This window comes from Streptomyces sodiiphilus (assembly GCF_039529215.1).
In the GTDB taxonomy this organism is placed as follows: Bacteria; Actinomycetota; Actinomycetes; order Streptomycetales; family Streptomycetaceae; genus Streptomyces; species Streptomyces sodiiphilus.
In genome coordinates, this window is the sequence record NZ_BAAAMJ010000018.1 from 1 (window position 1) to 15,469 (window position 15,469).

The following is a 15,469-nucleotide window of genomic DNA, read 5'->3' on the forward strand; positions in this document are numbered from 1 at the left end:
TACGGCATCCACCCCGCACTCCTCGACGCCGCACTCCACGGAATCGCCCTGGGTACCCTCTTCGACAGGCCGCAGGAGAACGAGGGAAGCCAGGGCCGGATGCCGTTCTCCTGGACAGGGGTGTCGCTGCACGCCGTCGGCCCGGACGAACTGCGGGTGCGGATCTCTCCCGCCGGCAGCGGCGAGACCGTGTCGCTCGATGTCGCCGACACCGCCGGAGCCCCCGTGGCGCGTGTCGACGGACTCCTGCTGCGGAAGATGGCAGGTGACCAGCTGCGAGCCGCGACGTCGCGGAGTGACTCCTCCCACGAAACGCTCTTCCGGCTCGACTGGCCCACGCAGGCCACCAAGGGCTCCGCCACGGCCCCGCTCGCCCGGGCCGCACTCATCGGCGAGGACAGCCTGAAGATCACCGAGACGCTTTTCGACACCGGGGTCCATCTGGAGTCCTACGCCGACTTCGGGGCACTGGCAGCCGCGGCGGACGCCGGTACCGCGGTGCCGGACATCGTGCTGCTGGCCTGCTCCCCGGAGCCGGCCGGGCTCGCGGAGCCGGTGCACACCGCGGTGCACCGGGCGCTCGAACAGGCCCGGAACTGGCTGGAGGAGGAGCGGTTCGCCGAGTCCGTGCTGGCGATCGTCACCCGCGGCGCGGTCGCCACGGAGCCCGGGGAGGACGTCAGCGACCTCGCCCACGCCGCGGTGTGGGGACTGACGCGTTCCGCGCAGTCCGAGAACCCGGGCCGCTTCCTCCTCGCCGATCTCGACGACGACGAGCGGTCCGTGCGGAAACTGCCGGACGCCCTGGTCTCCGGCGAACCGCAGCTCGCCCTCCGCGGCGGAACCGTCCGGGTACCCCGGCTTTCCCGTGCGCGGGTGGAGGTGGACAGCCTGCCGGCCGGCCTGGACCCGGACGGAACGGTGCTGATCACCGGAGCGCTGGGTTCGCTGGGCAGGACGCTCGCCCGGCACCTGGTGAGCTGGCACGGTGCCCGGCACCTGCTGCTGACCAGCCGGCGCGGCCCGGCGGCCGAAGGGGCCGAGGAACTGCGGGCCGAGCTCGAACAGATGGGCGCCACCGTCACCGTGGCCTCCTGCGACGCGGCCGACCGCGACGCGGTCGAGGCGCTGCTCGCACAGGTTCCTGTCGCGCACCCCCTGACCGCCGTCTACCACACGGCCGGCGTGCTGGACGACGGGACTCTCTCCTCTCTCACCCCCCGGAAGGTGGACCGGGTGCTGCGGCCGAAGGTGGACGCCGCGCTGCACCTCCACGAACTGACCCGCGAGCTGGACCTCTCGGCGTTCGTACTGTTCTCCTCCGCCGCCGGTGTGCTCGGTGGCGCCGGCCAGGGCAACTACGCGGCGGCCAACGGCTTCCTCGACGCCCTGGCCCAGCACCGCAGGGCCCACGGCCTGCGTGCCACCTCCCTTGCCTGGGGACTGTGGGCGCAGGACGGCGACGGGATGGCCGCAGGCGCCTCAGCCGCCGGGGACACCGACGGCGCCCCGACGACCCGTTCGGGCATCGCGCCGCTCAGCACCGAGGAGGGCCTGGAACTGCTGGACACGGGCATCGTGCTGGACTCGCCGCTGCTGATCCCGATGAAGATCGACATCCGGGCGTTGCGGGCCCAGGCCGGCACCGGCTCGGTGCCGCAGCTGCTGCGCGGATTGGTGCGAGCCCCGGCGCGCCGTGCCCGGACGGCCACCCGTGCCGCGTCGGGCGCCGGCTCGCTGCGCGACCGTCTGGCCGGCCTGGCGGAACCCGAGCAGACCTCGATGCTGGAAGAACTGGTCTGCCTCCACGTGGCGGCTGTCCTCGGCCATCAGGACGCGTCCGCCGTCGTGCCGGATCACGAGTTCGCCGATTCCGGCTTCGACTCGCTGACCGCGGTGGAACTGCGGAACCGGCTGAACACCGCGACGGGGCTGCGGCTTCCCGCCACCCTCGCGTTCGACCACGCGACGCCGGCCGAACTCGCGGCCCGGCTGCGCACCGACCTCTTGGCCGCACAGCCGGCCACAGCCCGCACCTCCGAGGCGGCAGCACGGCCGGGCGCCCCGTCCGACGGAGAACCCTCCCACTCACTCCTGACGCAGTACACACGAGCCTTCGAGACGGGGAAATGGAAGGAGATCTTCGACCTCCTCCACGCCACCGCCGCGCTCCGGCCCCGTTTCCGTACCGCGGCAGAACTCGACCGCCTGCCCAGGCCGGTGCTGCTCAGCAAGGGATCCGCCGCGCACCCGATGTTCTGCTTCTCCTCCTGCCTGGCGGTAGCGGGCATCCACCAGTACGCGCGTTACGCGGCGTCGTTGCGGGGCCGCCGGAACGTGTCGGCGCTCGCCCTGCCGGGCTTCGGGCGCGGAGAGAGTCTGCCGGAGGACATCGGCGCGGTGATGGAAGCCCAGGCTGTCGCGGTGGCGGAGGCCGCCGACGGCGCGCCGGCCGTGCTGCTCGGTTCCTCCGCCGGGGGCTGGTTCGCGCACGGCACGGCCGCCCGCCTGGCCCGGATGGGAGCCGAACCGGCAGCCGTCGTACTGGTGGACACCTACGTGCCCAAGAGCAGCATCCTCAACCAGTTCGGGCTCTCCCTCATGGACGGCATGACCGAGCGCGAGGGCGTCTTCGTCACCATGGACGACGACCGGCTGTCCGCCATGGGCTGGTACCTGAACATGTTCGGGACCTGGGAACCCGAACCGCTGCCGACGCCCACTCTGCTCGTCCGGGCCACGGAACCGCTGTCCACCGGCTCCATGCTGCTGGACGACCTTCCGGACTGGCGTTCCTTCTGGGAACTGCCGCACGACACCGTGGACGTGCGGGGCAACCACTTCTCGATGATGGAGGAGTACTCCGTCGAGACCGCGCAGGCCATCGAGGACTGGATCGAGCGGCGGCTGCCCCGGTGAGGGCCGTACCGAGCTGATCCGCTCACCGGTGTCCAGCCGGACACCGGTGAGCACCACGTGACGAAAGGAGTACCACGATCCATGGCAACACCCGCGACCGATGAGGCCCTGTGGCTGCGCCGGTACCACCCCAGGGCGGAGGCCGAGGTCACCCTTGTCTGCCTGCCGCACGCCGGCGGCTCCGCGAGCTTCTACTTCCCCCTGTCGGAGCTGCTGCCGCCTCAGGTGGAAATGCTGGCCGTTCAGTACCCGGGGCGGCAGGACCGGCGGCACGACCCGTGCATCGAGAACATTCAGGACATGGCGCGCGGAGTGTTCGACGCGCTGGGCCCCCGGCCCGCCGGCGGGCGGCCTCTTGCGCTGTTCGGCCACAGCATGGGGGCCAGCGTCGGGTTCGAGCTGATCCGCCTCCTGGAGGAGAAGCTGGACCTCGTACCGGAGGTCTTCTTCGCCTCGGGCCGGCCCGCCCCCTCGCGGCACCGCAGCATTGACGTCCATCTGCGGGACGACGCGGGCATCATCGCCGAACTGCAGAAGGTCAGCGGCACCGACCGGCGGATCCTGGGCGACCCCGAACTGCTGCGGTTCGCCCTGCCCGCGATCCGCAGCGACTACAAGGCGGCCGAGACCTACCAGTACCGGCCCGGCCCGCCGCTGCGGTGCGACATCGTCGGCCTCATCGGCGACAGCGACCCGCGAGTCGAGCCGGAGGAGGTGGGGAGCTGGCAGGAGCACACCACCGGACGATTCCGCCTGGAGGTCTTCCCCGGCGGCCACTTCTACCTCGGCGAGCAGAAGCAGGCCGTCGCGAATGTCATCGCGGAAACCCTCCATGCCTCCGCGTCCGGCCCCCGCGCCTGACAATCCGTATCCACCCCGACCCGCTCCGACAAGAAAGGCCGCGTGACGATGCGCGTTCTCTTCGCCACAGTCTCCGAGAAGTCCCACCTCTACACGATGGTCCCGATGGCCTGGGCGCTGGCGAGCGCCGGTCACGAGGTGCACGTCGCCAGCAACCCGTCCCTGACCGAGGCCATCAAGGGCACCGGCCTGACCGCGGTCTCCGTCGGCACCGACCACAACCTGCACGAGATGCTGGCGGCCAACCGGGACAACCTGGAGAACCCGCTCTCGGACTGGAGCAATCCGGTGCCGGAGGAGCACACCTGGGAGCAGGTGCACATGAAATTCAAGGTGAGCGTCATGTTCGCCTACCAGACCTACAACGACTGCATGGTCCACGACCTGATCGACTATGCCCGGCACTGGGAGCCGGATCTGGTGATCTGGGACTCCTCCTGCTACGCCGGGCCGGTCGCCGCCCGGGTGACCGGCGCGGCGCACGCCAGGCTGCTGTGGTGCATCGACATCTACTCCCGGATGCGCGACACCTTCCTGCAGCGGATGGCCGAGCAGCCCGAGGAGCGTCGCGAGGACCCCATGGCGGAGTGGCTCGGCGGCCTGCTGTCCCGCTACGGTTCCGACTTCGACGAGGAGGTCGTGGTCGGCCAGTGGAGCATCGACCAGATCCCCTCCAGTCTCCAGCTGCCGCTGAGTGTCGAGCGGCTCCCGATGCGCTACGTCCCCTACAACGGCCCCTCCGAGATCCCCTCCTGGCTGCGGCAGGCACCGGAGCGGCCGCGGGTGATGCTGTCCTCCGGGATCTCCTCCGGGGCTCTGGGCGGCACCTTCATGCCGATCGAGGACATTCTCGCCACACTGGGCGACATGGACGTCGAGGTGGTCGCCGCCCTGGACGCCGGGACGGCGGCGAAGCTCCCCGCCGTCCCGGAGAACACCCGCGTCGTCGACTTCGTCCCGCTGCACGCCATCCTGCCCAGCACTTCGGTCCTCATCCACCACGGAGGATTCGGCTCCTGGAGCACCGCACTGGCCAATGGCGTTCCGCAGTTCATTCCCACCATCCGCCACGGTGACTGGTGGAACAAGGGAACCAGCCTTCAGGAGGCGGGCGCCGGCCTCTCGCTGCACGCGGGAGAGCTGACACCTCAGACGCTGCGCACCGGTGTCGAGAGGCTCATCAGGGAGGAGTCGTTCCGCAAGGCCGCCGAGCGGCTGCGCCACGAGAACCTGGACAATCCCACCCCCAGCCGGATGGTGCCCGAACTGGAACGGCTCACCGCGCGCTACCGCGCTCGGTGACCTTCGGCATCCACCGATCGGTTGATACCGGGATCAGCCGATCGGTGGGTGAGGATCATCCGTTCCCGCACCTGATAGGCCGATGTCCGCCGCGCTCCGGATTCCTATGCTCAACGGGTGAGACAGGGCAATAGGAAAGGTGGGGAACGATGCCGCTGATCGAAGTCAGGAATCTACGGAAAGAATACCCCGGCCACGTGGCCGTGGCCGACGTCTCTTTCGACGTGGAAGAAGGCGAGATCTTCGGAATTCTGGGGCCCAACGGGGCGGGAAAGACCACTGCCGTCGAATGCATCGAGGGCATGAGGAAACGCGACGGCGGCCAGGTCAGCGTCATGGGACTGGACCCGCTGCACGACGTGGCGGAACTCCGGCAGAGTATCGGTGTCCAACTGCAGCAGAGCGAACTGCCGCCCAAGCTGAAGGTCTGGGAGGCTCTGGAGCTCTACAGTTCCTTCTACCGCGACCCGGCCGACTGGCGCCGGCTCATCGAGGACTGGGGGCTGTCGGAGAAGGCCGACTCGGCCTTCGAGCAGCTCTCCGGGGGGCAGCAGCAGCGGCTGTCCATCGCCCTGGCGCTCGTCGGAAACCCGAAGATCGTGGTGTTCGACGAGCTCACCACTGCCCTCGACCCGCACGCGCGGCGGGAGACCTGGAAGCTCATCGAGAAGGTGAGGGCCCAGAATGTCACCGTCCTGCTGGTCACTCACTTCATGGAAGAGGCGGAACGGCTCTGCGACCGCATTGCCATCATCAAGGCGGGCCGAGTGGTCGCCCTGGACACCCCCTCGGGACTGGTGTCCAGAGTCAGCGAGGAACAGATCATCCGCTTCAAGCCCTCGGTGCCCATCGAGGAGGAGCTGCTGACCCTGCTGCCCGAGGTCACCCACATCACCCGCGCCGGATCGCAGGTGACCGTGGTGGGCAAGGGCAACGTCCTGTACTCGGTCATCTCGGTGCTGGCCCGCAACCAGATCGTGGCGAACGAGCTGCGTCTGGAGCAGGCGACTCTCGATGACGCCTTCGTGGCGCTGACTGGCTCTCAGCCGGCCAACTGATCCCATCCCGGAGGAGAACCGTCCCATGTCAGGGCGTACCAAACTTACCTATGTCGAGAGCAAGCTCTTCCTGCGCGACCCCACCGCGGTATTCTTCGTCGTCGCGTTGCCGATCATGCTGCTGGCCATCTTCGACATCATCACGACGAGCTCGACCGACGACGCGGCGACCAGGGAGGCCATGGCGGCCTTCGTGCCGGCCATGGCCATGGCCATGTGCATCACGATGCTCGCGCTGAATGTCCTGCCGACGACGCTGGCCACCTACCGGGAGAAGCAGATCCTGCGGCGCATGGCCGCGAGCCCTGTTCACCCGTCCAATCTGCTGTTCGCGCAGCTCTTCATCAACCTGGTCACCGCGGTGATCGCCGCGACCTTGGTGCTGATCGTCGGGCAGACCGCCTTCGGCACCAGGATGCCCGATCACATTGGCGCCTTCGGGCTGGCCTTCGGCCTGGGCACCTGTGCCCTGTTCGCCGTCGGACTGTGCGTGGCCGCCATGGCACCGGGCAGCAAGGCGGCAACCGCCATCGGTCTTTCCCTGCTGTTCCCCAGTCTCTTCTTCGGCGGAGTGCTGCTTCCCAAGGAGGACCTGCCCGACGCGGTCGCCACCATCGGCGACTACACCCCGCTCGGGGCGGCACTGGAGTCCCTGCGCAACGCCTGGGACGGGCTGATGCCCCAGACCTTGCACCTGGTGGTTCTCCTGGTCACTGTGGTCGTGGCGAGTACGGTGGCGGCAAAGTTCTTCCGATGGGAGTAGGTTGACGCCGATGGCTGACGAGTACCGGAGGTGGGAGCGGCACTCCGATCTGGTTTTCGGGGCGCTGCCCTACCTCCTGCTCGGGCTTTCCGTGGTAGTGAGCCTGGCCGACTCGGACCTGGACGCCTGGGGCGAGGAACATCTCAGCACGGGCTTCTGGGTACTGACGGCAGTGGTGTGGATCGGCCTCACCTTCACCCTGCCGACCCGCGGTCACTACCGCCGGGCCCGCGGGCACCCCCTGACCGTCCTCTACTTCATCGGACTGCTCGCCATCGCCGCGGTGCTGCTGAGCAGGGACGAGGCGTTCCTGCTCTTTGCCGCCACCATCTTCCTCCAGGCCCTGGTACTGCTCTCCACCGGCTGGGCGTTCGTGTGTGTGGCCTGCGCGTCGTTCGTCGTCAATACCGTCCCCGGAGGGCTTCCCGAGGCGGAGCCGGTGGCCCTGAGCTGGTACCTGGGCACGATCACGGTCCAGACACTGGTGGTCGGCTGGATCAACCTGCTGTTCTCCAAACTCGACGAACTCCATGAGCAGCGCCGGAAGACGGTCAGCGAGCTGCAGACCGCGCTGGCCGAGAACGAGGGGCTGCACGTACAGCTCATCGCCCAGGCACGCGAGGCAGGCGTGCACGACGAACGACAGCGGATGGCGGCGGAGATCCACGACACGCTCGCCCAGGGACTGGCCGGCATCATCCGGCAGTTGGAGGCGATCGGAGCCGAGGACGCCCAGGTGCTCCCGGACGAGACGTGGCGCCGCCGGGTGGTGGCCGCACGGAACCTCGCCAGTGAGAGCCTGGCCGAGGCCCGGCGGTCGGTACAGGCGCTGCGCCCCGAACAGCTCGAGACCTCGACGTTGCCCGATGCGATCGCCGCACTGGCCGTCCAGTGGTCGGACGAGCAGAGCCCATGCGCCGAGTTCACCACCACGGGTACCGCCCGCGCCATGCACGGGGATCTGGAGGCGACCCTCTACCGGGTGGTGCAGGAGGCGCTCGCCAATGTCGCCAAGCACGCCAGGGCGACCAAGGCGCGGATCACCTTGTCCTATATGGAGGAACTCGTGATGCTCGACGTCGTCGACGACGGCGTGGGCTTCGACCCGTCGTCGGCACCGGACTCCGCCGGCCGGTACGACGGAAGCGGGCTCGGCCTGGTGGCCATGCGGACCCGGCTGCGTCGCGTCGCCGGCACGCTGGAGGTCGAGTCCGCCCCGGGCGAGGGCACCGCCGTCAGCGCGTGTGTCCCCTTCATCCCCGCTCACATCGCGGACGGTCCGGCACGGACCGTCCGGGAATCTCCCGCAGCACAGGTCACAGGAAGCCGGTGAATGAACGGTAACGGCACGCTCATCCGCATTCTCATCGTCGACGACCACCCCGTGGTCCGGGACGGACTGCGCGGTGCGCTCGAAAGAGATCCCGGCCTCGTTGTCGTCGGCGAGGCGTGCGACGGGTCGGAAGCGGTCGCCCTCTACCGTCCCGGCGAGGTCGATGTCGTGCTGATGGATCTGAGAATGCCGCGCATGGGCGGCGTGGAAGCCACCACAAGACTGCTGAAGCGGCACCCCGAGGTACGGATCCTGGTGCTCACCACCTACGACACAGACACCGACGTGGCCGGCGCCCTGGCCGCCGGAGCGACCGGCTACCTGCTCAAGGACACCCCGCGCGATGAACTCATCCGCGCGGTGCGATCAGCGGCCGCCGGGCAGTCGGTGCTTTCGCCGGCGATCACCAGCCGGGTGCTCAGCCAGGTGCGCAAGCCCTCGAAGGGCCCGCTGAGCGAACGCGAACTGGAAGTGCTGAAGCTGATCGCCGACGGCAACACGAACCGGCAGGTGGCGTCCCTCCTTGTCATCAGCCAGGCCACCGTCAAGACGCATCTGCTGCACATCTACGGGAAGCTCGGCGTCAAGGACCGGGCGGCGGCCGTCAGCGAGGCGCACAAACGGCAGTTGCTGCGGTGAGCCGGCCTCCGTGCCGCGGAGGGCCGGCAACGGCGCAAGTACGGCGCACGGCGGTGGCAACGGGCCGTGAGGCCCGCGCCATGGCTGTCGGCCGGGCTCACTCGGCGACGTAGGTGCGGTGGTCCCAGCGGAAGACTCGCAGCTCCCGGCCGGCGACGGAGATTTTCTCCTGGGTCGGCCGGAAGTGTTCGTAACGGTGGCCCATGAAGAGTTTGAACGTGGAGTCCACATTGGCCGTGTAACGGACCCGCAGGTGGTCGGGGACGAAATCCGGGGAACCACCCTGGAGGACAATGTTCGGCATTTCATCCATGCGGCGAGCGTAGGACGGCACACCCGCGCGAGTAACCCCTGTCCTCCGGCCCGGCCACCCCTACTCCACCCCGTGCCGTACACCCCCTACGTTCCCGAGAGGGCTCGAACATAGGGGTTGTTGGGGCCGTCCTCCCCTCGTACCGTGAGGTTCGCATTGACGGCCGAAAAGGTGCCCGGGAGTTTATCGTGCAGGAAATCGTGAATGCCGCACTGTCGGACGACGTGAGCAGTTCGGATTTCTCTGCCCTGATTCTTCCCGACTCCTACCGGGCGGCGGTGGTCCTCAAGGAGGAAACCGAGATGTTCGCCGGCATGGCCACGCGTGACAAGGAGCCGGAGAAGTCGCTCCACGTCCGCGATGTGGCCACACCGGAACCCGGGCCGGGGGAGGCACTGATCGCCGTCATGGCCAGCGCCGTCAATTACAACACGGTATGGACCTCCATCTTCGAGCCCCTGCCCACCTTCGGCTTCCTGGAGCGGTACGCGCGGTCCGGTGACCCCTGGGCGGTACGGCACGACCTGCCGTACCACGTGGTGGGCTCCGACCTGTCCGGCATCGTGCTGCGGACCGGGCCGGGTGTGCGCAACTGGAGACCCGGTGACCGGGTGGTGGCCCACTGCCTGTCCATCGAACTCACCTCGCCCGACGGACACGACGACGCGATGCTCGACCCGGAACAGCGAATCTGGGGCTTCGAGACCAACTACGGAGGGCTCGCGGAGCTCTCGCTGGTCAAGGCCAACCAGCTGATGCCCAAGCCCGCGCACCTGAACTGGGAGGAAGCCGCCGCCTCCGGCCTGGTCAATTCCACGGCCTACCGGCAGCTGATCTCCCGCAACGGCGCAGCTCTCAAGCAGGGAGACATCGTGCTGATCTGGGGCGCGGCCGGAGGGCTCGGCTCGTACGCCACCCAGCTCGTCCTCAACGGAGGAGGGATCCCGGTCTGCGTCGTCTCCGGGGCCCGGAAAGCAGCACTGGCCCGCGCCATGGGAGCCGAGCTGGTGATCGACAGAGCCGAGGAGGGTTACCGGTTCTGGCGCGACGAATCGACGCCCGACCCCCGGGAATGGAAACGGCTGGGAGCCCGCATCCGGGAACTCACCGGAGGCGAGGACCCCGACATCGTCTTCGAGCACCCGGGCCGGGAGACGTTCGGCGCGAGCGTCTTCGTGGCGCGGCGCGGAGGTACGGTCGTCACCTGCGCCTCCACCACCGGTTACCGGCACGAGTACGACAACCGGTACCTGTGGATGGGGCTCAAGAGCATCATCGGCAGCCACTTCGCCAATTACCGGGAGGCCTGGGCGGCCAACCGGCTCATCGCCAAGGGCATGATCCACCCGAGCCTGTCCACGGTGTATCCGCTGGCCCAGGTGGGAACGGCCACCCAGTCCGTGCACCGCAACCAGCACGCGGGAAAGGTCGGCGTGCTGGGTCTGGCACCCGAGGAAGGTCTCGGGGTCCAGGACCACGAAATGCGACACCGGCACCTCGGCGCGCTCAACCGCTTCCGGAACTGCTGATGCGTGATTGCCCCCACACGCCCACGAGAGAAGTGAGTCTCCATGCCCGCTGAGTTCCGCCCGCTCAACGTCGAGGGCGCCTTCGTCTTCACCCCCAAGGTGTTCCCCGATGACCGGGGACTGTTCGTCTCGCCCCTCCAGGAGCCGGCGTTCCGTGAGGCGCTCGGACACCGCCCGTTCCGCGTGGCGCAGAGCAACCACAGCCTCTCCAAGCGCGGTGTGGTCCGCGGCGTGCACTACACCCTCACCCCGCCCGGCGTCGCCAAGTACGTCTACTGTCCCCGCGGCAGGGCGATCGACATTGTCGTCGACCTGCGCATCGGGTCACCGACCTTCGGGCGCTGGGACGCCGTGGAACTCAACTCGGAGACCTTTCAGAGCATGTACTTCCCGGTCGGTGCCGGGCACGCCTTCATCGCTCTGGAGGACGACACCGTCATGTCCTACATGATCTCCGGTACCTATGTGCCGGAGTACGAGCTGGCGATCTCCCCACTGGACCCGCAACTCGGCCTGCCGATCCCCGAGGACATCACCCCTCTGATGTCGCCCCGGGACGAGGCCGCCCTCACCCTGGAACAGGCCCGGGACCAGTCCCTGCTCCCGGACTACGCCACCTGCCTGGAGATCGAGGCAGGGCTCCATGACTGAGCCGCGGTCCGGCCGGGCGCGCACCGCGGTGGTGGGAGCTACCGGCTTCCTGGGGCGACACGTCTGCCAGGCCGTGGAACAGGCCGGCCACGACCTGCTGGGCATCGCGCGGGCCCCTGGGGCGAACCCGCCCGCCCGGCAGTTCACCGCCTTCGATATCGCCGCCGCCGAACCGGAGGACCTCGCCGGACTCCTCCGCTCCCAGAACATCACCACCGTGATCAACACGGCCGGTGGCTGGGGGAGAACCGAGGAGGACATGGTCTCCGCCCATGTCCGTCTGGTCCAGCGCCTGACCGCGGCGGCGGCGCTGAACACCGCCCGGGGCGTCGCGCCACTGCGTGTGGTCCAGGTCGGTTCCATCCATGAGTACGGGCCGGTGCCCGAGGGCACCGCCATGGACGAATGGGTGTCTCCGAAGCCGGTGACCCGCTACGGGCAGACCAAGCTCGCCGGCTCGCAGGAGATCCTCCGGGCCGCCGGGGAGGGACACGTGCACGGCGTGGTGCTGCGCGTGGTCAACGTCTGCGGCCCCCGCACCACGCCCGCCAGCTTCCTCGGCACGGTCGTCTCCCGGCTGCGCGACATTCGCCCAGGCCAGCGGCTCGAACTGAGCATCGCCCCGGCACGCCGCGACTACGTCGACGTCCGTGATGTCGCCCGCGCCGTGCTGCTGGCGGCCCGGGCCCCCCTCACCGCCCGGGTCGTCAACGTCGGGCGCGGTGAGGCGGTGCCCATACGGGACCTGCTGGCCCTGCTGACCGAAGCTGCCGGACTGCCGCCGGAAACCCTCCACGAGACCGGCGGCCGAGTGGAGAGCAGGGGCGGTGACTGGGTTCAGGCAGACATCCGTCTGGCCCGGGAACTGCTCGACTGGACTCCCCGTATCGGACTCCGCGAGTCCATGCGGGACATGTGGGAGGCGGCGGACGCCACCGCGTCCGTGTGACCCACGACCACAACGGATCGCCCTGGCCGCACCGACCTGCGTGCTGACGGCGACCCGCTGACCGACGAAGAGAGCCCTGCGCCTGGCACACCGGACCGGTGCTGCCGGGCGCAGGGAGAAGCGGAAGACCGCCGTTGTCCGGCGAGGTCTTGGGAAATGACGGGGACGGGGTGTTTCTGTGGAGTTCCGGGTGCTCGGCCCTCTGGAGGTCGTGGAGGACGGTCGCACGGTCCACGTGACGGCGCCCAAACTCCGGCAGGTCCTGTCCCTCTTCATCCTCCGCAGAAACTCGTTCGTCAAGCTCTCGGAAATCGTCGACGAACTGTGGCCCGGCAACCCCCCGGCCAGCGCGGTGTCCACCGCCCAGACCTACGTGTACAAGGTCCGCAAGCTGCTGGCCCGGCACGGAGCGGCCGGGGCGCTGCGCAGCCGGCCCGGCGGCTACCTGCTCGCTGTCCCTGACACCGGCATCGATCTGCACGCCTTCGAAGCAGCCATGGACCGGGGCCGCGCATTCCTCGACCAGAGCGAACCGGCGGCCGCCTCACAGACCCTGGCCGGTGGACTGGCACTGTGGCGCGGCCCGGCACTCGCCGACGTCACCTGCGGGGAACTGCTCTCCGCCTACCTCACGCGCATCGAAGAACTCCGCCTTCTCGCTCTCGAACTGCGCATCGAAGCCGACCTCCGGCTCGGCCGGCATCTGGAACTTCTCAGCGAACTCAAGTCGCTCGTGGTCGCGTACCCCCTGCACGAGCGCTTCCACATCTCCCTCATGACGGCACTGCACCATGCCGGCCGGCGCAGCGAAGCGCTCGGCGTCTATGCCGCACTCCGGCGTGCCATGGTCGACGGCCTCGGCCTGGAACCGGGCGAGGAGGTACGACAACTGCACCACGAACTGCTCACCGCCGAACCTGCCGGTGGCCAGGACCCCGGCCACCGGCCCGTCGCTCCCGCCCTGCTCCTCCCCCCGTCGGCTCCGGACCGGATCACCGCACCGCCCGCCCAGCTTCCCCACGACATCGCCGACTTCACCGGCCGGGCCCGCGACCTCCGCCGGCTCACCGAGGCACTGACGGCACAGCCCGGAAGCGGCACCCCCCGGACAGCCACTCCGATGGCGGTGCTCACGGGGCCACCGGGCTCCGGTACCACCGCGTTGGCCGTGCACACCGCCCACCGCCTGCGGCCCAGCTTTCCCGACGGGCAGCTGTACGCCGATCTCGGAGGCTCGGGCACCACCCCCTGCGACACCGCCGGGGTCCTGGCCGGGCTCCTGAGATCACTGGGCGTGCCGGACGGGGAGATCCCCGGGAGCATCGAGGAACGCAGCGGCCTCTTCCGTTCCACCACAGCCGGCCGGCGGCTGCTGCTGGTACTCGACGACGCCGGCACCGCCGAGGAGATCCGGCCGTTGCTTCCGGGCGACCCGAGCTGTGCCGTGCTCATCACCGGGCACCGGCGAATACACGGCTTGCCCGGGGCGCTGCACCTGGCACTGGAACCGCTGGACCCGGCCGAAGGGCTTGCCCTCCTGGAGCGCGCCATCGGCCCCGAACGAGTCGAACGGGAACCACGGGCCGCCGCGGAACTCGTCCGACTGTCCTCGGGCCTGCCCCTGGCCCTGCGCTGCGTCGCCGGCCGGCTGGCCATCCGTCCGGGGGAACCCCTGCACGCCGCGGCCGAGCGGCTTCGCGGTGCCCCCGACCTGTCGGCGGAGTTCCGCTTCGGCACCTTTGACGTGCGTTCGCGCTATGAAGCCTGCTACCGGAAGCTGGGATCCGCGGAGCAGCGCCTGGTCCGCATGCTGGGTATGTTCCCACGCAAGCCCTTCACTGCCGAGACCGCGGCAGGGCTGCTGGGCTGGGAAACCCCCATTGCGGAGCGCGCGATGGAAGCGCTGCTCGACAGCCACCTGCTCGACATCGAGAGCTACGGCCCTTCCGGCGAAAGCCGTTACGTCTTTCCGGTGTTCGTCTGGCACCACGCCCGGCAGCATGTCGCCGCCCCACTGCCGCGCCCTGCGGGCCGGCCGTTGCTGTCCGCTCTGCCGTCGGCTACAGGGCAGGCACCGCCCACCGGCCGGGTTCTGCTCTCCCGGCTCGACGGCCAGGCGCCGCCGTGCAGGCGCGTCCGCCGGGGGGTACGGGACAGCCCTTAGCCCGTGGAGCCGTTCACGGGCTCCACGGCTCCTTCGGCCGACGCGAACTCCCGGGCGATGTCCATGACATAGCGGCCGTACTCCGACCCCGTCATGGTCTCTCCCAGACGGTGGCACGCTCCGGCCCCGATGAAACCCATCCGCAGGGCGACTTCCTCCACGCAGGCGACGCGCACGCCCTGGCGTTCCTCCAGCATCCGTATGTACTGCCCGGCTTCCAGCAGCGAGGCCGGTGTTCCGGTGTCGAGCCAGGCAAAGCCGCGTCCGAGATCGACCAGCCGGGCTCTGCCACGTCGAAGGTAGTGGCGGTTGACGTCCGTGATCTCCAGCTCGCCCCGGGCCGAAGGACTGAGGTTCTTGGCAATGTCGACCACCTCGTTGTCGAAGTAGTACAGGCCGGTGATGGCCCGGTTGGAGCGAGGGCGCGCGGGCTTCTCCTCCAGGGACAGCAGCCGGCCGTCGGCGTCGACCTCCCCGACGCCGTACCGCTCGGGATCCTTGACCGCGTAGCCGAACAGCACACAGCCCTGGACGTCCTGGGCGTTGTCGTGAAGAATGTCGGAGAATTTCGGGCCGTGGAAGATATTGTCCCCCAGGACCAGGGCCACCGAGTCGTCGCCCACGTGATTGGCGCCGATGCGGAATGCCTCGGCGATGCCACGGGGGTGTTCCTGCTCCGCGTATGTGATGTCCAGCCCCAGTTGCGAGCCGTCCTTGAGCAGTCGGCGGAACTGTGGCAGGTCCCGCCCGGTGGAGATGACAAGGATCTCCCTCACTCCGGCCAGCATGAGCGTGGAGAGTGGGTAGTAGATCATCGGCTTGTCACTGACGGGAAGTAGCTGCTTCGATACCGTGAGTGTTGCCGGGTGGAGCCTGCTGCCGGTACCACCGGCCAGAATGATCCCCTTCATGCACCCAAGCATCACCGCGGCCGATGGAATTCTGATCTCAGCCGCTTCGAGAGAGGCTGGATGGTCTTCCGGGATCA

Annotated in this window: 13 protein-coding genes; 11 read left to right on the forward strand and 2 right to left on the reverse strand. The window is 69.0% G+C overall.

The window, feature by feature from the left end:
• The 7 genes from ABD299_RS10210 to ABD299_RS10240 all read left to right on the forward strand — a co-directional run.
• The coding region (locus ABD299_RS10210; RefSeq protein ID WP_344260681.1) for a type I polyketide synthase at window positions 1-2,919 on the forward strand (2,919 nt) is incomplete at its 5' end.
• 81 nt (window positions 2,920-3,000) lie between these two features.
• The gene (locus ABD299_RS10215) at window positions 3,001-3,780 is read left to right on the forward strand and encodes a thioesterase II family protein (protein ID WP_344260683.1); all 780 of its coding nucleotides are present in this window, start codon (window positions 3,001-3,003) and stop codon (window positions 3,778-3,780) included.
• Between the two features lie 48 nt (window positions 3,781-3,828).
• Entirely contained in the window at window positions 3,829-5,082 is a 1,254-nt protein-coding gene (locus tag ABD299_RS10220; protein ID WP_344261005.1) for an activator-dependent family glycosyltransferase, read from the forward strand.
• 149 nt (window positions 5,083-5,231) lie between these two features.
• A complete protein-coding gene (locus tag ABD299_RS10225) occupies window positions 5,232-6,140 on the forward strand; it encodes an ABC transporter ATP-binding protein (protein ID WP_344260685.1) in 909 nt (302 codons plus the stop codon).
• A gap of 25 nt (window positions 6,141-6,165) precedes the next feature.
• Window positions 6,166-6,903 (forward strand): ABC transporter permease, encoded by a 738-nt coding sequence (locus ABD299_RS10230; protein WP_344260687.1) that lies wholly within the window; start codon window positions 6,166-6,168, stop codon window positions 6,901-6,903.
• Window positions 6,904-6,913: 10 nt separating this feature from the next.
• Window positions 6,914-8,236 (forward strand): sensor histidine kinase, encoded by a 1,323-nt coding sequence (locus ABD299_RS10235; protein ID WP_344260689.1) that lies wholly within the window; start codon window positions 6,914-6,916, stop codon window positions 8,234-8,236.
• On the forward strand, window positions 8,237-8,875 hold the full coding sequence (locus ABD299_RS10240; protein ID WP_344260691.1) for a response regulator: 639 nt from the start codon (window positions 8,237-8,239) through the stop codon (window positions 8,873-8,875). It begins immediately after the preceding gene.
• A 97-nt stretch (window positions 8,876-8,972) separates the two neighbouring features.
• Here ABD299_RS10240 and ABD299_RS10245 read toward each other — a convergent pair whose 3' ends face one another.
• Window positions 8,973-9,188 (reverse strand): DUF5988 family protein, encoded by a 216-nt coding sequence (locus ABD299_RS10245; protein WP_344260693.1) that lies wholly within the window; start codon window positions 9,186-9,188, stop codon window positions 8,973-8,975.
• Between the two features lie 188 nt (window positions 9,189-9,376).
• Here ABD299_RS10245 and ccrA point away from each other — a divergent pair, with 188 nt between their 5' ends.
• The 4 genes from ccrA (at window position 9,377) to ABD299_RS10265 (ending at window position 14,481) form a co-directional block, all read left to right on the forward strand.
• Window positions 9,377-10,717, forward strand: coding sequence for a crotonyl-CoA carboxylase/reductase (gene ccrA, locus ABD299_RS10250; protein WP_344260695.1), 1,341 nt, complete (start codon window positions 9,377-9,379; stop codon window positions 10,715-10,717).
• 42 nt (window positions 10,718-10,759) lie between these two features.
• Window positions 10,760-11,368 carry a dTDP-4-dehydrorhamnose 3,5-epimerase family protein gene (locus ABD299_RS10255; RefSeq protein WP_344260697.1) on the forward strand — a complete coding sequence of 203 codons (609 nt, stop codon included), beginning with the start codon at window positions 10,760-10,762 and terminating at the stop codon, window positions 11,366-11,368.
• On the forward strand, window positions 11,361-12,317 hold the full coding sequence (locus ABD299_RS10260) for an NAD-dependent epimerase/dehydratase family protein (protein ID WP_344260699.1): 957 nt from the start codon (window positions 11,361-11,363) through the stop codon (window positions 12,315-12,317). The genes ABD299_RS10255 and ABD299_RS10260 overlap by 8 nt, the downstream gene beginning before the upstream one ends.
• A 190-nt stretch (window positions 12,318-12,507) precedes the next feature.
• Window positions 12,508-14,481, forward strand: a complete 1,974-nt coding sequence (locus tag ABD299_RS10265; protein WP_344260701.1) for an AfsR/SARP family transcriptional regulator — start codon at window positions 12,508-12,510, stop codon at window positions 14,479-14,481.
• Here ABD299_RS10265 and rfbA read toward each other — a convergent pair.
• The gene (gene rfbA / locus ABD299_RS10270) at window positions 14,478-15,392 is read right to left on the reverse strand and encodes a glucose-1-phosphate thymidylyltransferase RfbA (RefSeq protein WP_344260703.1); all 915 of its coding nucleotides are present in this window, start codon (window positions 15,390-15,392) and stop codon (window positions 14,478-14,480) included. The two genes, ABD299_RS10265 and rfbA, sit on opposite strands and share 4 nt — an antisense overlap.
• Window positions 15,393-15,469: the final 77 nt, after the last annotated feature.